Below are 23,659 nucleotides of genomic sequence, written 5' to 3'. Positions count from 1 at the left end.
CTCAGTCACGAGCGTTCCCCGCCGTCCCGCCGCTTGCCCGGTCGCCCTCGTCGGACGGCGCGGACACCACCGGCGGGGCGGCGACCGGCACGGTGCTCCGCGGGCCCCGCGCCGGCGTCCGGGACAACGTGGCGTCCAGCCGGTCCAGGTTCTTGTTCGCCGTCGACGCGAGCTGCCACGGAACGCTGACCACCATCACCCCCGGTTCGAAGAGCAGCCGGCCCTTGAGGCGCAGGGCGCTCTGGTTGTGCAGCAGGTTCTCCCACCACCGCCCGACCACGTACTCGGGGATGAACACCGTGACCACGTCCCGGGGCGACTTGCGGCGGGTGGAGGCGACGAAGTCCAGGATCGGTCGGGTGATCTCCCGGTACGGCGAGTCGATGACGGTGAGCGGAATGGCCATCTCCCGGCGCTCCCACTCGGCCTGCAACTCCCGGGTGTCCGTCTCGTCCACGTTGACGGTCACGGCGGTCAGCGTGTCCGGTCGGGTGGCGCGGGCGTACGCGATGGCCCGCAGCGTCGGCTGGTGCAGCTTGCTGACCAGCACGATCGCGTGGTTTCGGGCGGGCAGCACGGCCCGGCCCTCGTCCGGCGGGGTCAGTTCCACGGCGATCCGGTCGTAGTGCCGGCGGATGGCCAGCATCAACACGTAGATCACCGCCATCGCGGCGATCGCGATCCAGGCGCCGAGCAGGAACTTGGTGATCAGGACGATCACCAGCACCGCGCCGGTCAGGCCCGCGCCGAACGTGTTGATGGCCCGCGACCGGTGCATCCGGCGGCGCGCCTCCGGGTCCCGTTCGGTACGCAGACGCCGGTTCCAGTGCCGGATCATGCCGGCCTGGGAGACGGTGAACGAGACGAAGACCCCGACGATGTAGAGCTGGATGAGTCGGGTCACCTCGGCCTGGAAGCCGACGATCAGCACGATCGCGAAGAGGGCGAGGAAGACGATGCCGTTGGAGAACGCCAGCCGGTCGCCCCGGGTGTGGAACTGCCGGGGCAGGTAGCGGTCCTGGGCGAGGATCGAGCCGAGCACCGGGAAGCCGTTGAACGCGGTGTTCGCGGCCAGGAAGAGGATCAGGGCGGTCATCCCGGCCACCACGTAGAGCAGGATCGACCCGGAGCCGAAGACCGTCTCGCCGAGCTGGGTGGTGACCGTCTTCTGCACGTACCCCTCGGGGCCGGAGACGATCTGCAGGCTCGGATCCTCGACGAACTGCAGGTGGGTCAGCCGGGCCAGCCAGATGATCCCGACCAGCATGCTCACCGAGATGCTGCCGAGCAGCAGCAGGGTGGTGGCGGCGTTGCGGCTCTTCGGCGCCTTGAACGCCGGCACCCCGTTGGAGATCGCCTCGACACCGGTGAGGGCGGCGGCGCCCGAGCTGAACGTGCGCAGCAGCAGGAAGATGAGCGCGAAACCGGTCACGCTGTGCTCGGCCTGGATGACCAGGTCGGCGCTCGGCGCGCGGAGGTCGTCACCCAGCACGAAGACCCGGAACAGGCCGGTGAGCAGCATCCCGGCCATCACGATGACGAAGCCGTAGGTGGGGATCGCGAACGCGGTGCCCGACTCGCGCAGGCCGCGCAGGTTGACCGCGCTCAGCAGGACCACCGCGCTCACCGCGATCAGGACCTTGTGGGTGGCCACGAACGGCACCACGGAGCCCAGGTTGGCCACCCCGGAGGAGACCGACACCGCCACCGTGAGCACATAGTCGACAAGCAGCGCGCTGGCCACCCCGACGCCGAACTTCGGGCCCAGGTTGACCGTGGCCACCTCGTAGTCGCCGCCACCGGACGGGTAGGCGTGCACGTTCTGCCGGTAGCTGGCCACCACCGTGAGCATGACCACCACCACGGCCAGCGCGATCCACGGCGAGAAGACGTACGCGGAGGCGCCGGCGATGGACAGGGTCAGCAGGATCTCGTCGGGCGCGTACGCGACGCTGGACAGCGCGTCGGAGGCGAACACGGGCAGCGCGATGCGCTTCGGCAGGAGGGTGTGCTGCAGCCGGTCGGACCGGAACGGTCGACCGAGAAGAAGCCGCTTCAGCAGCGAGGTGGGACTGGCCACGAACGCCAAGGGTACGACCACCACGGCGGGACGGCGGGGGTGGGCGATCACCGCCGCTCAGCACGAGGGGGTACGGTCGGTCCCCGCTGGCCACCGGGACGTGGCAGGCTCGCACTCGGAAGGGCACCGGCAGCGGGAGCGGTACGCACCTTGGGAGGGACAGCGTGCACGTCGTGATCATGGGGTGTGGCCGGGTCGGGTCGACCCTCGCCCACAGCCTGGAGTCCCGAGGGCACTCGGTGGCGGTGATCGACCAGGACGCCGACGCCTTCCGCCGGCTCGGCCCCGACTTCGCCGGGATCACGGTGACCGGGGCCGGCTTCGACGGCGAGGTGCTCCGGCAGGCCGGCATCGAGCGCGCGGACGCCTTCGCGGCGGTGTCGAGCGGCGACAACTCCAACATCATCTCGGCCCGGCTGGCCCGCGAGACGTTCGGCGTGTCCCGGGTCGCCGCCCGCATCTACGACCAGCGCCGGGCACAGGTCTACGAGCGGCTGGGCATTCCCACCGTGGCGACCGTGCGGTGGACGGCCGACCGGATGCTGCGACACCTGGTGCCGGAGGGCAACGTGGAGATCTTCCGCGATCCCACCAGCACCGTGTCGATCGTCGAGGTGCCGGTGCACAAGGACTGGATCGGCCGGCCGGTGCGATCACTCGAGGACGCGGCCGGGGCACGGGTGGCCTACCTGATCCGCTTCGGCATCGGCACGCTGCCCACCGGCTCCACCGTCGTGCAGGAGGGTGACCAGGTGTTCATGCTGGTCAGCGACGACATCGTGGCGACGGTCACGTCGGTGGCGGCGACGCCGCCGGAAGGGGGGCACTGAGCATGCGGATCGCCATCGCGGGCGCGGGCAACGTGGGCCGCTCGATCGCCCAGGAGCTGATCGACAACGGCCACCAGGTGATGCTGATCGAGCGCCAGCCCAAGATGCTGCGACCGGACCGGGTGCCGGCCGCCGAGTGGGTCCTCGCCGACGCGTGCGAGGTGGCCAGCCTGGAGGAGGCCAACGTCGCCGGTTGTGACGTGGTGGTCGCGGCCACCGGCGACGACAAGACCAACCTGGTGCTGTCGCTGCTGGCCAAGACCGAGTTCGCGGTGCCGCGCGTGGTCGCCCGGGTCAACCGGGCCGAGAACGAGTGGCTCTTCACCGAGCAGTGGGGCGTGGACGTCGCGGTGAGCAAGCCGCGGGTGATGGCCGCGCTGGTCGAGGAGGCGGTCACCGTCGGCGACCTGGTCCGGCTGATGACCTTCCGACAGGGCGAGGCGAACCTGGTCGAGATCACCCTGCCGCCGACCGCCCCGTACGTCGGTCAGCCGATCCACGCCGTGCCGCTGCCCCGCGACGCCGCGCTGGTGGCGATCCTGCGCGGCAAGCGGGTCCTGGTGCCCAGCCCGGACGACCCGATCGAGGCCGGCGACGAGCTGATCTTCGTCTGCACCGCCGAGGTCGAGGACGAGGTCCGCGCGGTGATCCTCGGGCCGGACAGCGTCGAACGGACCCGCGGCTCACGGTGAGCGGCGGACAGGCACGAGCCGGGCGGCTCGGCCCCGCTCAGGCGCCGGGCAGCGGGGCCGGTGGTGACTCCCGGGTGACCCGGCGCACCGTCCAGACCGTGATCAGCAGCAGCAGCGCGTACGGCGGGTAGCCCAGCGCCAGCCGGGCCACGCCCAGCGCGGTGTCCTGGTGGGCCAGGTAGAGCCCGGCCTGCACCCCCACCTTGGCCAGCCAGACCACGCCCCAGAGCACGGTCAGCTGGGTGAATGTGCGCACCAGCTTCGGGTCGGCTCGCCACTCCGAGCGGCCCTTGGCGACCAGCACCGACCAGATCCAGCCCACCAGCGGCTGCCGGATCGCGGCGGAGATCAGCAGAGCGACGCCGTACCCGATGCCGTAGAGGATGCCGGGAAGGTAGAAGTCCCGCTCGTCGCCGGTGCGCCAGGCGATGGCCGCGCCGACGCCGACGCCGAACAGCCCGTTGACGGCGTGCCGGATCGGACGGCGCTGGGCCAGCCGCAGCCCGGCGATCAGCACCGCCACCGCGATCGACGCGATCACCGCCGGCCGCAGCTCGCCGATGATGTTGGCGACGACGAACACCACGACCGGGATGCTGGACTCGACCAGCCCACGCCAGCCGCCGAGCTGGTCGGCCATCTGCTCGGCGATCGTCGGCAGCGGCTCCTCGTCCTGGGGGCTGGTCTCCGGCTGGGCCGTCCGGTCCTGTCCCGTCGTCATCGCCGGCCTTCCGTCCGCAGTGCCGTCACTTGGGCGAGTCCAGCTCGTAGTAGGGGTTGTAGATGACCTTGCGGTCGTCGCGCATCGCCACCCGGCCCCGGGCGGTCAGGTGCCGGCCCGGCTCGATCCCGGCGATGTGTCGTCGCCCCAGCCAGACCAGGGTGACCACGTCGCTGCCGTCGTACAGGTCGGCCTCGAGGGTCGGCAGATTGGTACGCGGCGTGTAGACCACCGTGCGCAGCCGCCCGGCGACCGAGACCAGCTGGCCCCGGGAGCACTGCTGGGCCGGGATCCCGCCGCACTCGGCGCTCTCCCGACGCAGCTCCTGCGCGTCGATCTCGGCCTCGCTGGCGGTGAACCGTTGCAGGATGCGCCGCAGCGACACCCGGCTCTCGTCGGTCATCATGACCTCCGCGTCACCCTCTCCACGCTCGCCGTCCCCGGCCGGCCCCGGCGGCGCCGGAACCGTGCCGCCAGCGTACGCCGACGGGGCTGGTTCCGGCGGGCCGGTGCGGGCGGGTCAGACCTGGCGCGGCTCGGCGGCGGCGTCGCCCTCCTCGGTGGCGGCCTGGTCGGCGATCTCCCGGGGCAGCCGCAGCGGCAGCGGCTCGCGGACCGGCTTCGCCTCCTGGCCCCGGTCGACCACCAGGCCGTCCAGGCACTCGACCAGCGGCCCGGCCATGGCCGGGTCGGTGGCCACCGGGCCCTGGAACACGCCACGGACCATCCAGCGGGGGCCGTCGATCCCGACGAACCGCAGGTTCGTCGCACCGTCCGGGGTACGCACCTGGGCGTGCAGCTCCGGGCCGTACTCGCCGGCGACCTCCTGCGCGCTCGCCCCGTCGCGGAGCAGCGACTGCCGGATCTCCTCGCGCACCTCGTCCCAGATCCCCTCGGACCGGGGCGCGGCGAAGACGCCCAGCTGGAGCGCATTGTCGCCGTGCACCAGCACCACCTGCTGGATCACACCCTGCGGGTCGGCCTGCACCCGCACCTCGACGTCGGCGATCGCCGGGATGTGCAGGCTGCCCAGGTCGAGTCGCTGCACGTCGTCGTAGTCCTCGGAGATGTCGTACGGGCCGCGCTCCAGCGTCGGCGCCGCATCGCCCTGGTCCGGGACCTGGGTGGCCCGCTCGTCACGGGTCTGCCGCTCGGCGTCGGCCCGCTTTCGGGAGAAGATCACTGCGCCTGCCCTCCGCTGTTCACACTCACCCTGCCACCTCTTCCGTCTGCCCGCGGCCCGGCTCGTTCGGCCGCCGCTCGACCCGGTCCTGGCCCGTCGGCGACGGCACCAGCCCGGCGTGCCCACCGGTGGACCCGTGCCCACCGGTCCCGCGCCGGGACGCGGGCAGCTCGACCACCGGCTCGAACCGCGCCCGTGCGACCTGCTGGACCACGAGCTGCGCGATCCGGTCGCCGCGGGAGATCTTCGCCGGCACATCCCGATCATGATTGATCAGGTTGACCAGGATCTCACCCCGGTAGCCGGCGTCGACCGTACCGGGCGCGTTGAGCACCGTCACGCCGAGCCTGGCCGCCAGACCGGACCGGGGATGGACCAGGCCCACGTACCCCTCCGGCAGCGCGACGGCCACGCCGGTGGGCACCAGGGCACGGCCGCCGGGTGGCAGCTCCACGTCCGCGGCCGCCACCAGGTCGGCCCCCGCGTCGCCGGGATGGGCGTACGTGGGCAGCGGCAGCTCGGGGTCGAGCAGCTGTACGGGCACGGGTACGACGTCGGTCACGGGTCCCCTCTTCCGTCCGGTTCTCGGGGTGACCCTGCCATCCTGCCGGTTCGTCGCGCCGCCGTGCGCCGTACCCTCGCAGGAGTGAGCATGTCGCCCTCCCCGTCGGCCGATCAGCCGCCGGTCGCCCCCCGCTCGGCGTACGCCGAGCGGTTGGATCTGCCCTGGTGGCTGTGGCTGGCCGGGCTGGTGGCCGCCGCGTTGCTGGCCGTCGAGATCTGGATGGGCGCCTCCGGCGTCCGCACCTGGCTGCCGTTCGCCGTGCTGGTGCCGCTCACCGCGGTCGGGCTGTGGTGGTTGGGCCGGATCCGGGTCGGGGTGTCCGATTCCGAGCTGCTGGTGGACGACGCCCGCCTGCCGGTGCGTTTCGTGGCCGACGTGGTGCCGCTGGACGCGGCCGGCCGCCGTGAGGTGCTCGGGGTCGGCGCGGACCCGCTGGCCTTCGTGGTGCAGCGACCGTGGATCGGCGGCGCCGTGCAGGTGATCCTGGATGACCCCGCCGACCCGACCCCGTTCTGGGTGGTCAGCACCCGCCACCCGGTCGAGCTGGCCGAGGCGGTGCTTGCCGCACGGGACGTGCCGGCGGTGTCCGCTCCCGCGGCGAGCGAGCGGAGCTGACCCCGAGGCCGATGGTCCGGTCAGGTGCCGGTCGGCGGGCCCGGTAGGGCGGCCGGTGGCGCGGGCCGCGCGATGCCCCGTCGGCGCAGGTCGACCTGGAGTTGGTCGGCCATCTGCTGGGTGGCCCGGCGGTTGAGGAAGCTGGCCACCGCCGCGCCGGTCAGGAACGGCCCGAGCGTGGTGAGGTTGCGGCCGAAACGCCGCAGCAGCATGTCCCGCAGTTCCTTGCGGGCGGCGGTGCCGAGCACCGCGCCCACCCCCACGCCGGGGACCATCGGGTTGACCCCACGCTGGGTGGCCCAGGAGTGCACCAGCGCGACCGCTCGTTGGCTGCCGCCGGCCGGTAGTTCGACACCGTGGATCTCGTGCAGCTCGCCGACCAGTTTCAGCTCCACCGCCACCACGGCCACGGTCTCGGCGGCGAGCAGCACCGGCGCGGAGAGCAGGGTCGGAGCGACCGTCCACTCGACGGCGGCGACGCCACCGCCGGCCGCGCCGATCGCGGCGGTGGTCCGGGACGCGTTGCGGATGAGTCTGTCGGCCAGGGCGGCATCGTCCAGACCGGGGAAGTGTCGGCGCAGGGTGTCCAGGTCCCGCACGGGCACGTGCGGGGCGATCTCGGTGACGGTGTCGACCATCCAGCGCACGGCGGCCCGGGGCTTGAACAGGTCGGAGATGCCCCGGGCACGGGCCTGCCCGACCATCCGGGTCAGCAGTTGGCGGCGTCGGGCCGGCTCGATGTCGTCAGCGGTCAGCGCCGCGACGGTCGCACCGAGATCGTCAGTGCCGCCGCCGGTGGCACCGCGATCGTCAGTGCCGCCGCCGGTGGCACCGAGCTTGTCCGTGCCGCCGTCGGTGGTGCCGCCTCGATCGCTCATCGGACCTCCCGGTGCTGTGGCTACCCGCTACGAGTCAAGCAGGTACCCACCGCTGGCGCATGCCTACACCGGCAGCGGCGGCCCCGTTCAGGAGGCCGCCGCTGGTGTCGTGGTTGTCAGACGCACTCGCGGCAGATCAGCTCGCCGTTACGCTCGACTGCCAGCTGGCTACGGTGGTGGACCAGGAAGCAGCGGGCGCACCGGAACTCGTCCTGCTGCATCGGAAGCACCTTGACCGTGAGCTCCTCGTCGGCCAGATCGGCACCGGGCAGCTCGAAGCTCTCGGCCACCTCGGCCTCGTCGACGTCCACCGCGCCTGACTGTGAGTCGACGCGCCGTGCCTTGAGCTCTTCCAGGCTGTCCTCGCCGAGGTCGACCTCGTCGCGACGCGGGGCGTCGTAGTCGGTGGCCATCGGTTTCACTCTCCCATATCGATGTTGTCGCTTCCGGTTGTAACGCCGGACGACGCTGTTTCGGTTCCGCTGGCCGGCCACCACTTGTGTCGGGCACCCGACCCGAGGACCGAACGGGTCGAGCTCGCCGGGGCGACTCCCCTGCGAGCGCGGAACCTTACCCCCCCTTGGGCGAGGCATGTATACCGCCCTTGCGGCTGAGATGTACGCCCCGCACGCGAAGTTGTTCCCAATGTGATTCAGGCGACACGAAGATAGGGGTAGTAGTACCTGGTTCGCGGTCGGCGCGCCGGCATGTCGGGCTGTTTCCACGCGACGGCCGGACAACCGTTAACCTCAGCGGCGTATTCGACGGCCGGCGGCCTGAGCGATCGCTGGTGGCCGCCACCACCCACCTGAGGTCCGGGGAGTGCCCTGATGAGTTTTGCGCGCGTGCGAGCACTCGTCGTCGTCGGTCTGCTGGCGGTCATCGCCCTGGTCTTCGTCGTCGTGGCCGTGGTCCGCGACAGCCAGGGTAAGGCGGGCACCGCGGCGGGTTGCCCCGAGGGCTGGCCACTGGCGGATCTGACCCTGCGCGAACGCAAGGACGTCAAGATCAACGTGTTCAACGCCACCGACCAGCCCGGCCTCGCCCGTACCGTCGCCGACGAGTTCAGCAACCGACAGTTCCAGGTCAAGAAGACCGCAACCGAGAAGAAGCAGGTTGCCGGCGTCGCGGTGCTGCGGTTCGGCCCGAAGGGTGTCGGTTCCGCGCACCTGCTCCAGGCGTACTTCCTCAACGACGCCGTGCCGGGCTACGACGAGAAGCGCACCGACGACATCGTGGACGTGGTGCTGGGCAACGGCTTCCAGCAGCTCGCCACCACGACCGAGGTCAACCAGTCGCTCGGCGACTCGGGCCCGCCGATCGCGCCCAAGGGCTCCTGCCCGTCGCCGCCGGCCAAGTGACGGCGTAACCGAGCCCTCGCCGCCGGTTCGGCCGATCGCCCAGCGATCACGGTCCGCCGGCGGCGTCCAGCGCGGCCAGCCGGTCGTGCAACGGCGGGAAGAGGGCGGGCGGCGCCGCGACCACCAGGTCCGGCCCCGGCGGTCCGCCGGCCAGGCCGGCGACCAGGACCCCCGCCTCGGCGGCCACCAGCCCGCCCGCCGCCAGGTCCCAGGCCGCGAGGCCCTTCTCGAAGTACGCGTCGAGCCGACCCTCCGCGACCAGGCAGAGGTCCAGGGCGGCGGCACCGAGCCGGCGGATGTCCCGCACGTGTGCGATCAACCCGGCCACCACCTGCGCCTGGTGGGCCCGCCGACCCGCGTCGTAGCCGAAGCCGGTGCCGACCAGCGCCTGACCCAGGTCGACCTCGTCGGAGCAGCGCAGCCGGACACCGTCGCGCCAGGCTCCGCCGCCGGCCGTGGCGGTCCACTCCTCGCCGGTGTTCACGTTGCGCACCACCCCGGCGACCACCACCCCGTCCACCTCGGCGGCCAGCGAGACCGCGGAGTGCGGCAGCCCGTACAGGTAGTTCACCGTGCCGTCGATCGGGTCGACGATCCACCGCACCCCGCTACGCGCCGCACCGGAGGCGCCCTCGCCGTACTCCTCGCCGAGCACCGAGTCGTCCGGGCGCCGCGCGGCCAGCGCGTCGAGGATCTGTCGCTCGACGGCCCGGTCGGCGGCGGTGACCACGTCGGTGACGGTGCTCTTCGTCGCGGCGACGACGACCCCCTCGGCGCGCATCCGGTACGCGGTGTCCGCCGCGTCCCGAGCCACCTCGATCGCGATCGCGAGCAGCTCCGGCGGCGTCGTTGCCGAATTGGTCATGGTTCGCCTCTTTCCGCACTCCGGGTGCAAGTGGATGCGCCTGCCGACCCGGCTTCCGAAGATCATCGTCCCGGACGCCGCGCGACGGCACCAGACCAGGATCTTCGCCGCCGCCCACCGGCTAGGTGGGCACCCCTCGCCCATCCGCGCGTCTTGAGCCACCAAGCCTGACCAACATGCCCCTTTAGGTCAGGTAATGTCGCTTAAGTGCCTACCGCCCTGGACCCGCTCGGCCCACCAACGTTGCCCGACCGCGACGTGCTCGGGACGGCACCGGCGCCCCCACCGATCCACCGGCGCAGCGGCGCAACCGTCACGGTGGGCTGCTATCGCCTGCTCAAGCGGCAGTTTGGCCACGATCTGCGCACCGCGGGCTTCGACGACGCGAACCCTCCGCCCGTCGCGCGGCTATCATTACCCGAAAGTCCAGATCTCCGCCGCACCGACGGTCCTCACCGGCGGTACGCGGTGCGGAGCAGGATGATCGCCGCAGACGGCGTTACAATTCACCCCTGCCCACGCGGCACGGACCGCCGAGCACCGGCCGGACCGTGACACGAGGGTCCCTCAACCACATCGCCCGGCACGGTAACCCTCGCTGCGCTGGACGAACCCGCCGTGCCCGCTCTTCGCCTCCGGAAGGTCATTCGTGACAGAACCCCGCCAGCCCGGCGCCGACGTTCGCTCGCTCACCGACACCCTGATCGCCCACGCGCAGAGCGCCGGTGGTCAGCTCACGTCGGCCCAGCTCGCGCGCACCGTCGAGTCCGCCGAGGTGACTCCGGCCCAGGCCAAGAAGATCCTGCGGGCGCTCTCCGAGGCGGGCGTGACCGTGGTGGTGGACGGCTCGGCGAGCACCCGCCGACGCGTCGCCGCGGCTCGCTCGACCACGCCGGCGTCCCGGGCCACCACCGCCAAGACCACCAAGAAGGCCGCCGCGCCCGCCCCGAAGCAGGCGCCCGCCGCCGACGACGCCCCCTCGACGCCGGCCCCGCGCAAGGTGGCCGCCCGCAAGGCGACCGGCACCCCCGCCGAGGCCGCCGCGGCGACGCCGACGAAGGCGACCAGGTCGACCCGAGCCACCAAGGCGACGGTGGCCGCGGCCGCCGGGGCCAAGCCGACCAAGGCCGCCGGCAAGGCCAAGGGTGAGGGCGCCGAGGGCGATATCGACCCGGAGGAGCTGGCCGCCGCGATCGAGGACGTGGTGGTCGAGGAGCCGGCCGAGCTGGCCCAGGCCGCCGAGACCGACGCCGCCGCCTCCGCGACCGACAACGACTTCGAGTGGGACGACGAGGAGTCCGAGGCCCTCAAGCAGGCCCGGCGCGACGCCGAGCTGACCGCCTCCGCCGACTCCGTCCGGGCGTACCTGAAGCAGATCGGCAAGGTTCCGCTGCTCAACGCCGAGCAAGAGGTTGAGCTGGCCAAGCGGATCGAGGCCGGGCTCTACGCCGCCGAGCGGCTGCGCGCCGCCGACGAGGGCGAGGAGAAGCTCGTCCGGGAGATGGTCCGTGACCTGGGCTGGATCTCCCGCGACGGCGAGCGCGCCAAGAACCACCTCCTGGAGGCGAACCTCCGACTGGTGGTGTCGCTGGCCAAGCGCTACACCGGCCGTGGCATGGCCTTCCTCGACCTGATCCAGGAGGGCAACCTCGGCCTGATCCGGGCCGTGGAGAAGTTCGACTACACCAAGGGCTACAAGTTCTCCACGTACGCCACCTGGTGGATCCGACAGGCCATCACCCGCGCCATGGCCGACCAGGCCCGCACCATCCGCATCCCGGTGCACATGGTCGAGGTCATCAACAAGCTCGGCCGCATACAGCGTGAGCTGCTCCAGGACCTGGGCCGCGAGCCCACCCCGGAAGAGCTGGCCAAGGAGATGGACATCACACCCGAGAAGGTGCTGGAGATCCAGCAGTACGCTCGGGAGCCGATCTCGCTGGACCAGACCATCGGCGACGAGGGCGACAGCCAGCTCGGTGACTTCATCGAGGATTCCGAGGCCGTGGTCGCGGTCGACGCGGTCTCGTTCTCGCTCCTGCAGGACCAGCTCCAGCAGGTGCTACAGACGCTCTCCGAGCGTGAGGCGGGTGTGGTACGCCTGCGCTTCGGCCTGACCGACGGCCAGCCTCGGACGCTGGACGAGATCGGCCAGGTCTACGGGGTGACCCGGGAGCGGATCCGGCAGATCGAGTCCAAAACGATGTCGAAGTTGCGTCACCCGTCCCGGTCACAGGTCCTCAGGGATTACCTGGACTGAGCCGGTTTCGTCAACTGAACGTGTCGTTTTGACCACCTGGTGTGCAACACCAGATGGAGATCGTCCGGATGCACGAATGTGATCGTTGACGTGGCACCCTGGGTGCACGGCACACTGTCCCTTCCAGGTGTGACCTCGGTCCCCCGCGGGCACACAGGGAAGGCAGTGCCTAGTAAGGGTGTTGCACGATAGGTGAGCAACGACCGAAGAGATTGTTCATCGGTGACGACCAGAGGAGGAAGGCGATGACCCCGACCCTCACGCCGCCGCCCGAGACGGTGGCGCCCCCAGCCGCCGATGAACGGTGCGACCGCTGCAATGCTGCCGGGAAGCTCCGGATCACTCTGGCGGGTGGGAGCGAGCTGGTGTTCTGCGGGCACCACGCGAACAAGTACGCGGAGGATCTCGTGAAGATCACCGAGCGGTTCGCAACGGAGCCCGATTTCAGTTGGCGTGGCGCCGATCTGATGGCGAACTAGATCCGCAAACCGACATAGCCGGCCGGAGGCACCCAGAGGGTGCCTCCGGCCGACTTTTCTGTCCAAACGCCCCGCGCCCCGCACTCCGCCAAGGTCACGCTCGAACCTGGATGTAGGGGCCTCACCGACGCACCGATGCCACTACATCGTGGAGATTGCACGATCTTGATCCGGGGACGCGCACAGAGGGCAGCCGTAGCCGCAGGGACGGGGAGTCCTTCGGCCCGGCCGGAGCCGAGCAGAGCCAGCAGCGCCGCCCAGGTGCCCGCCCGTGACACCCTGATCCTCGGTACCGCAGTCGGCAGCGTCCCGGCCAGCGTCCTCGCCACCGCCGGTACAGGTCGCCCACGCCCCAGCACGTAGCGTCCCCGCCAGCCCTCCGATGGGGCGGGTCTAGAGGGTTTGCACGGTGGCGATGCGTTCCTCGAGCTGCTCGATAGTGGCCTGGGCGCTCGGCGGCCCGCCGCAGAGCCGACGCAACTCGGCGTGGATCTTGCCGTGTGGCTGGCCGGTACGGTGGTGTCGGGCGGCCACCAGGGCGTTCAGTTGCCGCCGGAGCGCCACGCGACGCTGGGCGGCACTCATTGGTGCCGGTGGCGCTGCCGTGGGCGCAGCGGCCGTCTGAGCGGCCCCGTCGGCCGTGCGACGGCGTTGGGCGGCGAGCTGTGCGGCCTGCCGCTTGGTCAGCAGCAGCGAGACCTGGTCGGCGGTGAGCAGGCCGGGCAGGCCGAGGTACTCCTCCTCCTCCGGGGTGCCGGCCTGGGCCGCGGTGCCGAAGGACGCGCCGTCGAAGATCACCTGGTCCAGCTCGGCGGTGGCCGAGAGAGCCGCGAACCGCTTCTCCAACTCTCCGCTGGCCTGGTCGTCGCGCTGCGCGCGTTCCAGCAGGTCGTCGTCGAATCCGTCGGCTTCCTTGGGTTTGCCGAGCACGTGGTCGCGCTCGGTCTCCATCTCGCTGGCCAGCCCGAGCAGGTGCGGCACGCTGGGCAGGAAGACCGACGCGGTCTCCCCGGGTCGACGGGCCCGTACGAACCGGCCGATCGCCTGGGCGAAGTAGAGCGGCGTGCTGGCGCTGGTGGCGTAGACCCCGACCGCCAGTCGCGGGATGTCGACACCCTCGGACACCATCCGCACCGCGACCAGCCACCGCTGGTCGGACGCCGCGAACGTCGCGATCCGGGCGGACGCGCCCTGGTCGTCGGAGAGCACCACGGCGGCCTTCTCGCCGGTCACCTGCTCGATCAGCTTGGCGTACGAGCGGGCGGTCTGCTGGTCGGTGGCGATGATCAGACCACCGGCGTCGGCCATGCCAGCGTTGCGCAGCACGGTGAGTCGGGCGTCGGCGGCGCGCAGCACCTGTGGCATCCAGTCGCCGGCCGGGTCGAGGGCCGTACGCCACGCCTGCGCCACCAGGTCCTGAGTCATCGGCTCGCCCAGTCGGGCGGCCAACTCCTCCCCCGCGTTGGTGCGCCAGCGGGTCTCCCCGGAGTACGCCAGGAAGAGCACCGGCCGGACCACGCCGTCGCGCAGGGCGTCGGAGTAGCCGTACACCGAGTCGGCGCGGGAGCGCAGCAGCCCGTCTCCGCCCCGCTCGTAGCTGACGAACGGGATCGGGTTGTCGTCGGAGCGGAACGGCGTCCCGGTGAGCATCAGCCGGCGTACGGCGGGTTCGAAGGCGTTCTTCACCCCGTCGCCCCAGGACCGGGAGTCGCCGGCGTGGTGGATCTCGTCGAGGATGACCAGGGTCCGGCGGGTCATGGTGCGTCGCCGGTGCACCTGCGGGGCCATCCCCACCTGCGCGTAGGTGACCACCGCGCCGTGGAAGTCGGCCGCGGAGTGCAGGTCGGCGTTGCGGAACGCGGCGTCGAGTTGGATGCCCACCCGGGCCGCGGCGTCTGCCCACTGGTTCTTCAGGTGCTCGGTCGGGGCGACCACGGTGACCGCCTCCACGGTGCCGTCACCGAGCAGCTCGGCCGCGATCCGCAGGGCGAAGGTGGTCTTGCCGGCGCCGGGCGTGGCGACCGCGGTGAAGTCCTCGGTACGTCGGCGCAGGTACTCCACCAGCGCCTTGCGCTGCCAGGCGCGCAGCGCCGGGAACGTCTCGAGCACCGGCGTCCGGGCTGCCACGCGAAGCTCCTCTCCGACCGCACGATGGCGGACCCCGGGCGAGGGCCACGAGGATCCGCCGCCCATGAAAACGCCTCCGCGCAGAAGCTGCCGCGAAGGCCGACTCAGCATAACCAGCGCGGGCCGTCGGGCCCAGGCGACGCCACGCTGGTCACAATCCCGCACCCGATCGAAGAGCGGTCGGACCGTCTCACCACTCCCGGTCGGACCGTCTCACCACTCCCGGTCGGTGCGTGGATCCGCCGAACCGGTACGTGGCGGACGCAGCGTGGCCACCGGCGCGGACCAGCGTCGGCGCAACGCGATCAGGCGCAGACCGAAGACCAGGACGGCGGCGGCGGTGAGCGGCGCGGGCCCGGTCTGCCCGGTGACGTACAGCAACGCCACCAGGACCGAGCCGGCCAACGCGGCCAGCGCGTAGATCTCCCGGCGCAGCACGACCGGGATCTCGGCGGTGAGCAGGTCGCGGCCGAGTCCGCCGCCGATCGCGGTGAGCATGCCGATCAGGCAGGCGCCGACCGCCGGCACCCGGGCGTCGAGGGCCTTGAGCGTGCCGGTGACGGTGAACAGCGCCAGGCCGGCCGCGTCCAGCACCAGCACGGTGGTACGCAGCCGGGCCAGTTGCGGGTGCAGCCAGAAGACGGCGAGCGCGGTGACCGCTGCGGTGGCCGCGTACCGCCAGTCGGCGAAGGCCAGCGGCGGCACCTCGTCGATGACCAGGTCCCGGAAGATCCCACCGCCGAGGGCGGCCACGAAACCGACGAACGCGACACCGAACAGGTCCAGCCGCTTGGCCACCGCCGCCGAGGCGCCGGAGGCGGCGAACACCGCGACCCCGGTCAGGTCGGCGAGGAGCAGGGCGGTGGAGGTGGTCACCGCCGCAGGCTACGTCGCCCGCCGGGACACGGGCCGAGGTTCACTCGCGGTACGAGTCGTAGATCTCCTTGCACTTGGGGCAGACCGGTGAACCCGGCTTGGCCGCCTTGGTGACCGGGAAGGTCTCGCCGCAGAGAGCGACGACGAAAGTGCCCATGACGGCACTCTCGGCGATCTTCTCCTTGCGGACGTAGTGGAACATCTCGGGACCGGTGTCGGCGTCCTTCAGCTCCGGACGCTCGAGAACCTCTGTGCTCACGTCTGCACCTCCAACCGTCAAGTTTGGCAGGTCATCACGGCCGGGTCCACTTGAGCCCGGCCGAGGCCCGACCCCGTACGGTGCCCGTGTGACTGACTTTCGCATCAGCTACGGCACCGAGGTGGCCGAAGCCCAGCGCGACGGCCGGCCCGTCGTCGCCTTGGAGAGCACCATCGTCTCGCACGGTCTGCCCCGCCCGGAGAACCTGCGGGTGGCCCGGGAGATCGAGCGGGCGGTTCGGGACGCCGGGGCCGTTCCGGCGACGATCGGCATGATCGCCGGACGGCTGGTGGTCGGCCTCGACGACGCGCAGCTGACCCGGCTGGCCACGGTCGACGGCGTGACGAAGCTCTCCGTCCGCGACCTCGCGGTGGCGGCCGCGACCGGTGCGGACGGCGCGACGACGGTGGCCGCGACCAGCGCGGTGGCCGCCGCCGCCGGCATCGGGGTGTTCGCCACCGGCGGCCTGGGCGGGGTGCACCGGGAGGCCGCGCACACCTTCGACGAGTCGGCGGACCTGGTCACCCTGGCGCAGACCCCGATCGCGGTGGTCTGCGCCGGGGTCAAGTCGATCCTCGACGTGGGCGCGACGTTGGAGCGCCTGGAGACCCTCGGGGTCGCGGTGGTGGGTTACCGCACCCGCCGCTTCCCCGGCTTCTACCGCACCGACGCCGGCTTCGACCTGGACTGGTCGGTGGACTCACCGGAGCAGGTCGCCGCCGTGCTCGCCGCCCGGGACGAGCAGGCCGTGCACACCGGCGGACTGCTCATCGCCAATCCACTGCCGGTCGACGAGCAACTCGACCCGGAGCTGCACGACCGGACGCTCGCCGACGGTCTGGCCCTGCTGGAGCGGGACGGGATCACCGGTAAGGCCGTCACCCCGTACCTGCTGGCGCACTTCCACTCGGCCACCGAGGGCGCGAGCCTCGCGGTGAACGTCCGGATCATCCTGCGCAACGCCGACCTGGCCGCGCGGATCGCGGTCGCCGCGGCGGCCCGCGGCACCGCCGTGGCGGCATGACCCGACCGGCCCGGGTGGTCGTCGTCGGGGACGTGATCACCGATGTGGTCGCCGTACTGTCCGGGCCGCTCGCGGCCGGCTCGGACACCGGCGCCGGGATCAGTCTCGGTGGCGGCGGTCAGGCGGCCAACACCGCCGCGTGGGTCGCCGCGCAACGGGTGGACGTCACGCTCGTCGGCGCCGTCGGTGCCGACGACGCCGGGCGGGACCGGGTGGCCGAGCTGGACCGGGCGGGCGTCGACTGCGCGATCGAGCGGATCGAGGGCGCCCCGACCGGCACGGTCATCGTGTTGGCCCACGACGACGAACGCACCATGGTCAGCCAGCGGGGCGCGAACCTGCGGCTGAGCGCCGCGCACGTCGACCAGGCCGTCGCGGCGGCGCCCGACGCGGGGCATCTGCACCTGTCCGCGTACACCCTGCTGGACGCCGCGTCGCGCGGCGCGGGGCTGCGGGCGTTGGCCGCCGCCCGCGAGCGCGGGCTCACCACCAGCGTCGACGCGGCCTCCGCGGCGCCGCTGCGGCGGGTCGGCGCGGCGGCGTTCCTGAGTTGGGTACGCGACATCGACCTGCTCCTGGTCAACGCGGACGAGGCCACGGTGCTGGCCGGCGGGCTGGACCCGGCGGCGCAGGGGCGTGCGTTGTCGGCGACGGCTCGGCGGGTCGTGGTCAAAGGCGGCGCGGCCGGTGCGGTCTGGGTCGACCGCACCGCGGCGGTGTGTGTGACACCGGCCCGGCGGGTGGCGGTGGTGGACGTCACGGGGGCGGGCGACGCCTTCGCGGCCGGTCTGCTCACCGCCTGGCTCGCCGGTGCGACCCCGAGCGCGGCGCTGAGCCGCGCCACCGACCTGGGCGCGCTGGCCGTCTCCACGGCCGGGGCCCGGCCACAGCCCTGACGGGCGCGAACCCTGGCCCGCCCGCGCGGGTCAGGGTTCGACGTCGATGACCTTGTGCGGGCGTTCCTCGGCGGTGAGGCTCATCGGCGGGGTGTCGTCCTGCTGACGGGGGTGGAACCGGTTGGCCAGCCGGTGCTCCTCCTTCGGCGGCCGGTCGTTGGCCAGCAGCACGGCCAGCCAGGGGATGAGCACCATGCCGAGGCCGCACAAAGGCAGCCACAGCCAGAGCAGTGGGGCGTTCGCACCGACCAGGATCGCGCCGACGATGATGCACAGCACCCGGATGCCCATCATCAGGACGTAGCGGCGCTGGCGACTGTTGAGCTGATCGTCCTGGCTGCGCGAGGCGTCGGTGATCAGAATCGGCTGGTACGCCTGACGCTTCACCATGGACCTCCTCGAGGGGATTACGCCTCATCCTGTCACCGCGGCCGCGTGATCAGCGAACTTCGACTCATCCCGGTGCGTGTTACGTCCGTGGTACGCTCCGCTGCGTGGGCAGCAGGTTCAGCTTCACCGACGAGGCGTTGGCCAACCTGAGGGTCTACGACGTCACGCCCGGGGAAGTCTGGGAGGCGCTGCACAGCGCCCGCCGGGTCATCCGCCATCTGGGCGACGACGTGATGGTGGTCTACGCCGCCGCCCGTCGGGGCCGCCGGCTGGCGGTGCTGCTCGCCGAGGCCGATGGCACCGACAACGACTGGGACATCCTCTCCGCCCGCGAGCTGAGCGACGTCGAGTCCAAGCGCTACGACGAGGCCGTACGGAGAGATCGCCGATAAAGGGGGCCGTGACGATGCACCGTAACGACGCGACCAAGCAGTTCCACGGCGGCGGCGACCGGATCGCCGAGCTGATCAACGAGAGCCCGGCGGCGGACCTGCCCACCCCCGACACCGACGTGCCGATGGTGAGCCGCTCGGTCCGGCTGCCACTGGACACCTACGAGCGGGTCCGCGCCGCCGCCGACGCCCGGGGCATCGGGGTCACCACGCTGATGCGCCAGTGGATCGAGGCGGGCCTGGCCGACCTCGACGACTCGGCCACCGTCTCGCTGGCCGACGTCCGGCGCGCGCTGGCCTCACTGGCGCACCCCACCGCCGCCTGAACGGCCCCCGGGTCAGGCGTCGGCGGTCTTCGCCTTCGCCGCCGCCTTCATCTGCTGCTTGAACTCCCGCACCCGGCGCAGCGAGTCGGCGTCGGTGACGTCGGCCACCGACCGGTACGCGCCCGGGTCGCCGTACCCGCCGGCGGCCTCCCGCCAGTCCTGCGGGGTCACCCCGAACCGCTTGCCGAGCAGGGCCACGAAGATCTGCGCCTTCTGCTTGCCGAAGCCGGGCAGCGCGGAGACCCGGCGCAGCAGCTCCGGCCCGTCGGCGACGTCGGCCCAGAGCAGCGCCGCGTCGCCGTCGTAGCGCTCCACCAGCACCTGACAGACCTCCTGCACCCGGGCCGCCATGGCCTTCGGGAACCGGTGCAACGCGGGCGGCTGGGCGAAGATCGCGACAAGCGCCTCCGGGTCGTACCCAGCCAGCTCCGCCGCGTCCAGCTCGTGACCGAGCCGCTGCGCCAGCACGTACGGCGACGAGAACGCCTTCTCCATCGGCACCTGCTGGTCGAGGACCATGCCGAGCAGCAGGGCCAGCGGACTGCGCTCCAGCAGCCGGTTCGCCTCCGGATCGATGGGCAGCACAAGCGTCATGCGGACCATCCTGCCTCCCGCGCCGATCCGGGTGGGCACCGACACCCCGACGTCTACCGGCGGGTGCCGCTGACCCGGGGTACGACGGAGGGCAGGATGGCGGGGTGGACGAACACGACATGCTGCTCTCCCCCGCCGGTGTCGACGCGCTGCGGACCGCGCTGACCCGGACCGGTTTCACCGGCCACGGCATCGCCGAGAGGCTGGGCGCCCAGGCGACCGCCGCGGTCGCCCGCAACGACTACCGGGCCGCGTTACGCGCCACCGAGGACGGCGATCCGCTCGGCACCCTGATCCGGGTGTTCATCTGCGACCAGACCGAGCCGGAGGCGGCGGTGGCCGCCGCGTTGGCGCCGCTGAGCCTGGCCGAGGCGCTGGCCGGCGGGCTGGTCGAGCGGTACGGAGACGGCCTGCGCGCCGGCGTCGACCTGGAGCCGTACGGCGACGACTGGTGGGTGCTCGCCGACGTGCCGGCCAGCGCCCGACCGGGTCGCCCGTTGCACGCCGAACACGTCCTCGGCGTCGGCGGGGCGACCCACACCCTGATCGGCGCGACGATGCGTCGGCCGGTCGACACCGCACTGGACCTGGGCACCGGCTCCGGAGTCCAGGCCCTGCACCTGGCCACCCACGCCCGGTCGGTGACCGCCACCGACCTCTCCGAGCGGGCGCTGCGCTTCGCCGCGACCACCGCCGCGCTCAACGGTCAGGACTGGGAGCTCCTGCGGGGCGATTTGGTCGCTCCGGTGGCTGGCCGTCGGTTCGACCTGGTGGTGAGCAATCCGCCGTTCGTGGTCGGGCCGGGCACCACCACGCACGTCTACCGCGACTCCGGCCGGGTCGGTGACGCGATCGGCGCCGAGCTGGCCGCCGCCGCGCCGGGCCTGCTCACCGAGGGCGGCACCATGCAGTACCTGGCGAACTGGGTGCACGTCGCCGGCGAGGAATGGGACGAGCGGGTGGCCGGTTGGTTCGCCGGCACCGGCCTGGACGCCTGGGTGATCCAGCGCGAGGTGGCCGACCCGATGGCGTACGTCGACCTGTGGCTCACCGACGTCGGCGAGACCGCCGACCCGCAGCGGATGGCCGCCTGGCTGGACTGGTTCGACGCGCACAAGGTGGAGGGGATCGGCTTCGGCATCGTGTCCCTGCGCCGCGGTGGGCACGCCGACCCGGTGGTCCGGGTGGAGGACCTGCGTCAGCGGGTGCAGCCACCGCTGGGCGACCAGATCAGCGCCTGGTTCGACCGCCAGGACTTTCTTCGGGTACGCGACACCGAATCGTTGCTCGCCGAGCGCTACCGGGCCGCCGAGGGCCTCCAGCTGCGGCAGGAGGCGACCATGGGCGACGAGGGCTGGGGGGTGGACCGGCAGGTCCTCGCGATGCCGAACGGTCTGCGCTGGACCGAGGAGATCGACCCGCTGGTGCTGGCGCTGGTCGGCGGCGCCGACGGTCGGCTGGCGTTGCGTGATCAGCTCGCCCTGCTCGCCGCCGCGCACGACGTCGAGCCCGACGAGATGGCCGAGGCCGCCGGCCCGATCGTGGCGCACCTGGTGGAGCGCGGTTTCATCGAGCCGGTGACCGGCTGATGCGGGCGGTGGTGCAGACCGTCGGGCGGGCCAGCGTGACGGTCGACGGCGAGGTGGTCGGCGCGATCGAGAACGGTCTGCTGGTGCTGCTCGGGGTGACCCACACCGACACCGCGCAGACCGCGCAGACGATGGCCCGCAAGGTGCACGAGGTCCGCATCCTGGACGGTGAACGCTCCGCCGCCGACACCGGCGCCCCGATCCTGGTGGTCAGTCAGTTCACCCTCTACGGCGACGTCCGCAAGGGTCGCCGTCCGAGCTGGATCGCCGCCGCCCCCGCCGAGGTCGCCGAACCGCTGGTCACCGCTGTCGTCGAGGCCCTGCGTGAGCGGGGCGCCAAGGTCGAGACCGGCCGCTTCCGCACCCACATGCTGGTCGAGAGCACCAACATCGGCCCCCAAACCCTCCTCCTGGACCTCTAACGCCCCACCCACCCCCGGCCCCACCCACCCCCGGCCGCCACCCTCCGCCCGTTGGCCCCGGGGTGGAGGTGGTCAGGAGAAGAGGCCACGGCGGGTCAGGGACTGGCGGAGCCAGTCGTCGAGTTCCGCGCTCCAGTCGGTGCGGCCGGCGGTGGCGTGGTCGACCGTGAACCGGCCGAAGGCGTCCCGGCCCTCGGTGAAGACACCGCCACGCTTGTCGACCTCCAGCACCACCTGCATCTGCTGCGCGTCGGCGATGAAGGTGACCTCCAACTGGTTGATCGAGCGGGCGTACTGCGGCGCCGGGCTGAACTCGATCTCCTGATAGAACGGCAACGTCTGACGTACGCCGTAGATGTGACCACGCTCCACATCGGCGCGAGCGAACCGGAAACCCAGCCGCAGCAACCCGTCCAGCAGTCGCTCCTGCGCGGGCAGCGGTTGCACCGCCACGGCGTCCAGGTCACCCTTGTCGACCGCGCGGGCGACCTCCAACTCGGTACGCAGGCCCATCGTCATCCCGTGCAGGTGCTGCCCGTACAGCTCGGTGACCGGTGTCTCCCACGGCACGTCGAAGCGGAACGGGAGGTCGTAGCGCTGCCCCGGCTCCAGCCGGAACGCGCCGGTGACCTGCTGACGGTGGAACTCCTGCGTGGTGTCGTAGTCGTTGTCGCCGCTCTCGACCTCGACCCGGGTGACCAGCCCGAGAGTGACATGGTCGATGTCGACCTGGTGGTCGCCACCCACCACCTGGATGCGGCCCTCCAACTGGCCGCCGGGGCGGCAGTTCGGGTTGGCCAGCACCGTCTCCACCGACGGGCCGCCGACCCCCATCGCCTTCATCAGCCGCTTGAAGACCACGCCGTCCTCCATCAGTCGTCCTCGGCCGGCCAGAGGTGGCCGGCCGTCCGCAACGTAGCCGGGACGGGCAACCACCGGCGGGATGACACACCCCGCCAGCGATCCGACCCGATTCCTGTCGGGTGCCCGATCGCCTCACTCCCGTTTTACGCCCCGCCCGCCAAGCTGTTGTCACACCGGCACCACTGGGCCGGAGACACGGCACAGACGTGGAAACGGGGAGAGACAGAGATGGTCCTGCAGATGACGGAACACCGGACGCGCCCGGCCACCACGACCGACACCGACGGGGCCGGCGACGCTCTCGTCGACCTGGACGCCACCGACGAGCGCGGCATCTCCACCGACCTGGTCCGGGCCTACCTCAACGGGATCGGCCGGACGAAGCTGCTGACCGCCGCGCAGGAGGTCGACCTGGCACGGCGCATCGAGGCCGGCCTGTTCGCCGACGAGAAACTGGCCACCTGCACCCCGGTCTCCGCGGAGCTGCGAGCCGACCTGGAGCTCATCGTCGCGGAGGGTCGGGCGGCCAAGGACCACCTGTTGGAGGCGAACCTGCGGCTGGTGGTCAGCATCGCCAAGCGCTACACCGGCCGTGGCATGGCGTTTCTCGACCTGATCCAGGAGGGCAACCTCGGCCTGATCCGGGCGGTGGAGAAGTTCGACTACGCCAAGGGCTACAAGTTCTCCACGTACGCCACCTGGTGGATCCGACAGGCCATCACCCGCGCCATGGCCGACCAGGCCCGCACCATCCGCATCCCGGTGCACATGGTCGAGCAGGTCAACCGGATGGTCCGGGCCCGCCGCGAGCTGGCGGTGACGCTGGGCCGCGAACCGACGGTCAGCGAGGTCGCCCGCGCACTGGAGATCCCCGAGATCCAGGTCATCGAGCTGATCTCGTACGACCGGGAGCCGGTCAGCCTGGACCAGGCCGTCGGCGACGACGGTGAGAGCGCGCTCGGCGACTTCGTCGCCTCGGTAGACCCGCGCACCGAGCCGGGCGACGCCGCCGCCCAGGGCGAACTGCGCAACGAGGTCAGCATCGTGCTGGCCACCCTGTCCCAGCGGGAGCAGGCGGTCATCCGGCTCCGGTTCGGCCTGGACGACGGCCGGCAGCGCACCCTGGACGAGGTCGGTCGGGAGTTCGGCCTGTCCCGGGAGCGGATCCGGCAGATCGAGAAGGTGACGCTGCTGAAGCTGCGCGCCCCGGAGCGGGCCCAGCGCCTGGAGGCGTACGCCTGCTGACGCACCCGGTTCGCACGGAAGGCCCCGGCGGTTCGCCGGGGCCTTCCGTGCGAACCCGGCCCAAGCGAGCCGGCGCGCGCCCGGGTCCGGGCCGGGTGCCGCGCCCCCCCCCCCCACCAGGGGCGG

At 72.0% G+C, this 23,659-nt stretch carries 27 protein-coding genes; 13 read left to right on the top strand and 14 right to left on the bottom strand.

Annotation, left to right across the window (positions count from 1 at the left end; translation table 11 throughout):
• Position 1 precedes the first annotated feature (1 nt).
• Entirely contained in the window at positions 2–2,080 is a 2,079-nt protein-coding gene (locus AB0J33_RS11690; RefSeq protein ID WP_363612460.1) for an APC family permease, read from the bottom strand.
• Positions 2,081–2,244: 164 nt separating this feature from the next.
• Between AB0J33_RS11690 and AB0J33_RS11685 the strand changes: the two genes are divergently transcribed.
• Together AB0J33_RS11685 and AB0J33_RS11680 are read left to right on the top strand one after the other, a co-directional pair.
• A complete protein-coding gene (locus AB0J33_RS11685) occupies positions 2,245–2,910 on the top strand; it encodes a TrkA family potassium uptake protein (protein WP_363612458.1) in 666 nt (221 codons plus the stop codon).
• A 2-nt stretch (positions 2,911–2,912) separates the two neighbouring features.
• The gene (locus tag AB0J33_RS11680) at positions 2,913–3,602 is read left to right on the top strand and encodes a TrkA family potassium uptake protein (protein ID WP_363612456.1); all 690 of its coding nucleotides are present in this window, start codon (positions 2,913–2,915) and stop codon (positions 3,600–3,602) included.
• Positions 3,603–3,639: 37 nt separating this feature from the next.
• Here the strand turns inward: AB0J33_RS11680 and AB0J33_RS11675 are convergent, their stop codons facing one another.
• From AB0J33_RS11675 to dut, 4 genes are all read right to left on the bottom strand, one after another.
• Positions 3,640–4,323 (bottom strand): DUF3159 domain-containing protein, encoded by a 684-nt coding sequence (locus AB0J33_RS11675; protein ID WP_363612454.1) that lies wholly within the window; start codon positions 4,321–4,323, stop codon positions 3,640–3,642.
• Positions 4,324–4,348: 25 nt separating this feature from the next.
• Positions 4,349–4,729 (bottom strand): OB-fold nucleic acid binding domain-containing protein, encoded by a 381-nt coding sequence (locus AB0J33_RS11670; protein ID WP_363612452.1) that lies wholly within the window; start codon positions 4,727–4,729, stop codon positions 4,349–4,351.
• A gap of 114 nt (positions 4,730–4,843) precedes the next feature.
• Complete coding sequence (locus tag AB0J33_RS11665) at positions 4,844–5,506, bottom strand: DUF3710 domain-containing protein (protein ID WP_363612450.1); 663 nt, start codon at positions 5,504–5,506, stop codon at positions 4,844–4,846.
• Positions 5,507–5,531: 25 nt separating this feature from the next.
• Positions 5,532–6,068: a dUTP diphosphatase gene (gene dut / locus AB0J33_RS11660; protein ID WP_363612448.1), complete on the bottom strand. Its 537-nt coding sequence runs from the start codon at positions 6,066–6,068 to the stop codon at positions 5,532–5,534.
• A 90-nt stretch (positions 6,069–6,158) separates the two neighbouring features.
• Between dut and AB0J33_RS11655 the strand changes: the two genes are divergently transcribed.
• Positions 6,159–6,686 (top strand): DUF3093 domain-containing protein, encoded by a 528-nt coding sequence (locus AB0J33_RS11655; RefSeq protein WP_363612446.1) that lies wholly within the window; start codon positions 6,159–6,161, stop codon positions 6,684–6,686.
• Between the two features lie 20 nt (positions 6,687–6,706).
• Here AB0J33_RS11655 and AB0J33_RS11650 read toward each other — a convergent pair whose 3' ends face one another.
• Both AB0J33_RS11650 and AB0J33_RS11645 read right to left on the bottom strand, forming a co-directional pair.
• The gene (locus AB0J33_RS11650) at positions 6,707–7,564 is read right to left on the bottom strand and encodes a hypothetical protein (RefSeq protein ID WP_363612444.1); all 858 of its coding nucleotides are present in this window, start codon (positions 7,562–7,564) and stop codon (positions 6,707–6,709) included.
• A 116-nt stretch (positions 7,565–7,680) separates the two neighbouring features.
• A complete protein-coding gene (locus tag AB0J33_RS11645; protein ID WP_007075406.1) occupies positions 7,681–7,977 on the bottom strand; it encodes a DUF4193 domain-containing protein in 297 nt (98 codons plus the stop codon).
• A gap of 432 nt (positions 7,978–8,409) precedes the next feature.
• Here AB0J33_RS11645 and AB0J33_RS11640 point away from each other — a divergent pair, with 432 nt between their 5' ends.
• Positions 8,410–8,925 (top strand): LytR C-terminal domain-containing protein, encoded by a 516-nt coding sequence (locus tag AB0J33_RS11640; RefSeq protein WP_363613172.1) that lies wholly within the window; start codon positions 8,410–8,412, stop codon positions 8,923–8,925.
• Positions 8,926–8,971: 46 nt separating this feature from the next.
• On the opposite strand, the gene AB0J33_RS11635 is transcribed toward AB0J33_RS11640, so the two are convergent.
• Positions 8,972–9,790 (bottom strand): inositol monophosphatase family protein, encoded by an 819-nt coding sequence (locus AB0J33_RS11635; protein ID WP_363612441.1) that lies wholly within the window; start codon positions 9,788–9,790, stop codon positions 8,972–8,974.
• A 649-nt stretch (positions 9,791–10,439) separates the two neighbouring features.
• Between AB0J33_RS11635 and AB0J33_RS11630 the strand changes: the two genes are divergently transcribed.
• The gene (locus AB0J33_RS11630; protein ID WP_363612439.1) at positions 10,440–12,050 is read left to right on the top strand and encodes an RNA polymerase sigma factor; all 1,611 of its coding nucleotides are present in this window, start codon (positions 10,440–10,442) and stop codon (positions 12,048–12,050) included.
• A 245-nt stretch (positions 12,051–12,295) separates the two neighbouring features.
• Positions 12,296–12,529, top strand: a complete 234-nt coding sequence (locus AB0J33_RS11625) for a hypothetical protein (RefSeq protein WP_030337431.1) — start codon at positions 12,296–12,298, stop codon at positions 12,527–12,529.
• A 393-nt stretch (positions 12,530–12,922) separates the two neighbouring features.
• Here AB0J33_RS11625 and AB0J33_RS11620 read toward each other — a convergent pair whose 3' ends face one another.
• The 3 genes from AB0J33_RS11620 to AB0J33_RS11610 form a co-directional block, all read right to left on the bottom strand.
• On the bottom strand, positions 12,923–14,656 hold the full coding sequence (locus AB0J33_RS11620) for a DEAD/DEAH box helicase (protein ID WP_363612437.1): 1,734 nt from the start codon (positions 14,654–14,656) through the stop codon (positions 12,923–12,925).
• A gap of 213 nt (positions 14,657–14,869) precedes the next feature.
• A complete protein-coding gene (locus AB0J33_RS11615; protein ID WP_363612435.1) occupies positions 14,870–15,532 on the bottom strand; it encodes a trimeric intracellular cation channel family protein in 663 nt (220 codons plus the stop codon).
• A 40-nt stretch (positions 15,533–15,572) separates the two neighbouring features.
• Positions 15,573–15,791, bottom strand: coding sequence for a DUF3039 domain-containing protein (locus tag AB0J33_RS11610; protein ID WP_007456912.1), 219 nt, complete (start codon positions 15,789–15,791; stop codon positions 15,573–15,575).
• A gap of 88 nt (positions 15,792–15,879) precedes the next feature.
• Here AB0J33_RS11610 and AB0J33_RS11605 point away from each other — a divergent pair, with 88 nt between their 5' ends.
• On the top strand, positions 15,880–16,815 hold the full coding sequence (locus tag AB0J33_RS11605; protein ID WP_363612432.1) for a pseudouridine-5'-phosphate glycosidase: 936 nt from the start codon (positions 15,880–15,882) through the stop codon (positions 16,813–16,815).
• Positions 16,812–17,711: a PfkB family carbohydrate kinase gene (locus tag AB0J33_RS11600; RefSeq protein WP_363612430.1), complete on the top strand. Its 900-nt coding sequence runs from the start codon at positions 16,812–16,814 to the stop codon at positions 17,709–17,711. The genes AB0J33_RS11605 and AB0J33_RS11600 overlap by 4 nt, the downstream gene beginning before the upstream one ends.
• 30 nt (positions 17,712–17,741) lie before the next feature.
• On the opposite strand, the gene AB0J33_RS11595 is transcribed toward AB0J33_RS11600, so the two are convergent.
• Positions 17,742–18,101, bottom strand: a complete 360-nt coding sequence (locus AB0J33_RS11595) for a DUF3099 domain-containing protein (RefSeq protein WP_030337423.1) — start codon at positions 18,099–18,101, stop codon at positions 17,742–17,744.
• A gap of 104 nt (positions 18,102–18,205) precedes the next feature.
• On the opposite strand from AB0J33_RS11595, the gene AB0J33_RS11590 reads away from it, so the two are divergent.
• Positions 18,206–18,493 carry a hypothetical protein gene (locus tag AB0J33_RS11590; protein ID WP_124771959.1) on the top strand — a complete coding sequence of 96 codons (288 nt, stop codon included), beginning with the start codon at positions 18,206–18,208 and terminating at the stop codon, positions 18,491–18,493.
• A gap of 14 nt (positions 18,494–18,507) precedes the next feature.
• Positions 18,508–18,819, top strand: coding sequence for a hypothetical protein (locus AB0J33_RS11585; RefSeq protein WP_363613170.1), 312 nt, complete (start codon positions 18,508–18,510; stop codon positions 18,817–18,819).
• A 12-nt stretch (positions 18,820–18,831) separates the two neighbouring features.
• On the opposite strand, the gene AB0J33_RS11580 is transcribed toward AB0J33_RS11585, so the two are convergent.
• Positions 18,832–19,422 carry an HhH-GPD-type base excision DNA repair protein gene (locus AB0J33_RS11580; RefSeq protein WP_363612427.1) on the bottom strand — a complete coding sequence of 197 codons (591 nt, stop codon included), beginning with the start codon at positions 19,420–19,422 and terminating at the stop codon, positions 18,832–18,834.
• Between the two features lie 95 nt (positions 19,423–19,517).
• Between AB0J33_RS11580 and AB0J33_RS11575 the strand changes: the two genes are divergently transcribed.
• Positions 19,518–21,002 carry a methyltransferase gene (locus tag AB0J33_RS11575; protein WP_363612425.1) on the top strand — a complete coding sequence of 495 codons (1,485 nt, stop codon included), beginning with the start codon at positions 19,518–19,520 and terminating at the stop codon, positions 21,000–21,002.
• Complete coding sequence (dtd, locus tag AB0J33_RS11570; RefSeq protein ID WP_363612423.1) at positions 21,002–21,424, top strand: D-aminoacyl-tRNA deacylase; 423 nt, start codon at positions 21,002–21,004, stop codon at positions 21,422–21,424. Before AB0J33_RS11575 ends, dtd begins: the two co-directional genes overlap by 1 nt.
• A gap of 72 nt (positions 21,425–21,496) precedes the next feature.
• Here dtd and AB0J33_RS11565 read toward each other — a convergent pair whose 3' ends face one another.
• Complete coding sequence (locus AB0J33_RS11565; RefSeq protein ID WP_363613168.1) at positions 21,497–22,285, bottom strand: sporulation protein; 789 nt, start codon at positions 22,283–22,285, stop codon at positions 21,497–21,499.
• Positions 22,286–22,516: 231 nt separating this feature from the next.
• On the opposite strand from AB0J33_RS11565, the gene sigB reads away from it, so the two are divergent.
• Positions 22,517–23,533 (top strand): RNA polymerase sigma factor SigB, encoded by a 1,017-nt coding sequence (sigB, locus tag AB0J33_RS11560; protein WP_363612421.1) that lies wholly within the window; start codon positions 22,517–22,519, stop codon positions 23,531–23,533.
• Positions 23,534–23,659 lie beyond the last annotated feature (126 nt).

Origin of the sequence: Micromonospora sp. NPDC049645 (assembly GCF_040675155.1) — a bacterium.
Lineage (GTDB): Bacteria > Actinomycetota > Actinomycetes > Mycobacteriales > Micromonosporaceae > Micromonospora.
This window is presented reverse-complemented; position numbering and strand designations above follow the sequence as displayed.

Bases quoted from the DNA above. Each gene is read 5' to 3' on its own strand.
- AB0J33_RS11635 (WP_363612441.1), bottom strand. From the start codon at position 9,790: ATGACCAATTCGGCAACGACGCCGCCGGAGCTGCTCGCGATCGCGATC.
- AB0J33_RS11595 (WP_030337423.1), bottom strand. From the start codon at position 18,101: ATGGTGAAGCGTCAGGCGTACCAGCCGATTCTGATCACCGACGCCTCG.
- dtd (WP_363612423.1), top strand. From the start codon at position 21,002: ATGCGGGCGGTGGTGCAGACCGTCGGGCGGGCCAGCGTGACGGTCGAC.
- AB0J33_RS11585 (WP_363613170.1), top strand. From the start codon at position 18,508: ATGCACCGTAACGACGCGACCAAGCAGTTCCACGGCGGCGGCGACCGG.
- AB0J33_RS11580 (WP_363612427.1), bottom strand. From the start codon at position 19,422: ATGGTCCGCATGACGCTTGTGCTGCCCATCGATCCGGAGGCGAACCGG.
- AB0J33_RS11670 (WP_363612452.1), bottom strand. From the start codon at position 4,729: ATGATGACCGACGAGAGCCGGGTGTCGCTGCGGCGCATCCTGCAACGG.
- AB0J33_RS11680 (WP_363612456.1), top strand. From the start codon at position 2,913: ATGCGGATCGCCATCGCGGGCGCGGGCAACGTGGGCCGCTCGATCGCC.
- AB0J33_RS11645 (WP_007075406.1), bottom strand. From the start codon at position 7,977: ATGGCCACCGACTACGACGCCCCGCGTCGCGACGAGGTCGACCTCGGC.
- AB0J33_RS11655 (WP_363612446.1), top strand. From the start codon at position 6,159: ATGTCGCCCTCCCCGTCGGCCGATCAGCCGCCGGTCGCCCCCCGCTCG.
- AB0J33_RS11625 (WP_030337431.1), top strand. From the start codon at position 12,296: ATGACCCCGACCCTCACGCCGCCGCCCGAGACGGTGGCGCCCCCAGCC.
- sigB (WP_363612421.1), top strand. From the start codon at position 22,517: ATGGTCCTGCAGATGACGGAACACCGGACGCGCCCGGCCACCACGACC.
- AB0J33_RS11650 (WP_363612444.1), bottom strand. From the start codon at position 7,564: ATGAGCGATCGAGGCGGCACCACCGACGGCGGCACGGACAAGCTCGGT.
- AB0J33_RS11675 (WP_363612454.1), bottom strand. From the start codon at position 4,323: ATGACGACGGGACAGGACCGGACGGCCCAGCCGGAGACCAGCCCCCAG.
- AB0J33_RS11600 (WP_363612430.1), top strand. From the start codon at position 16,812: ATGACCCGACCGGCCCGGGTGGTCGTCGTCGGGGACGTGATCACCGAT.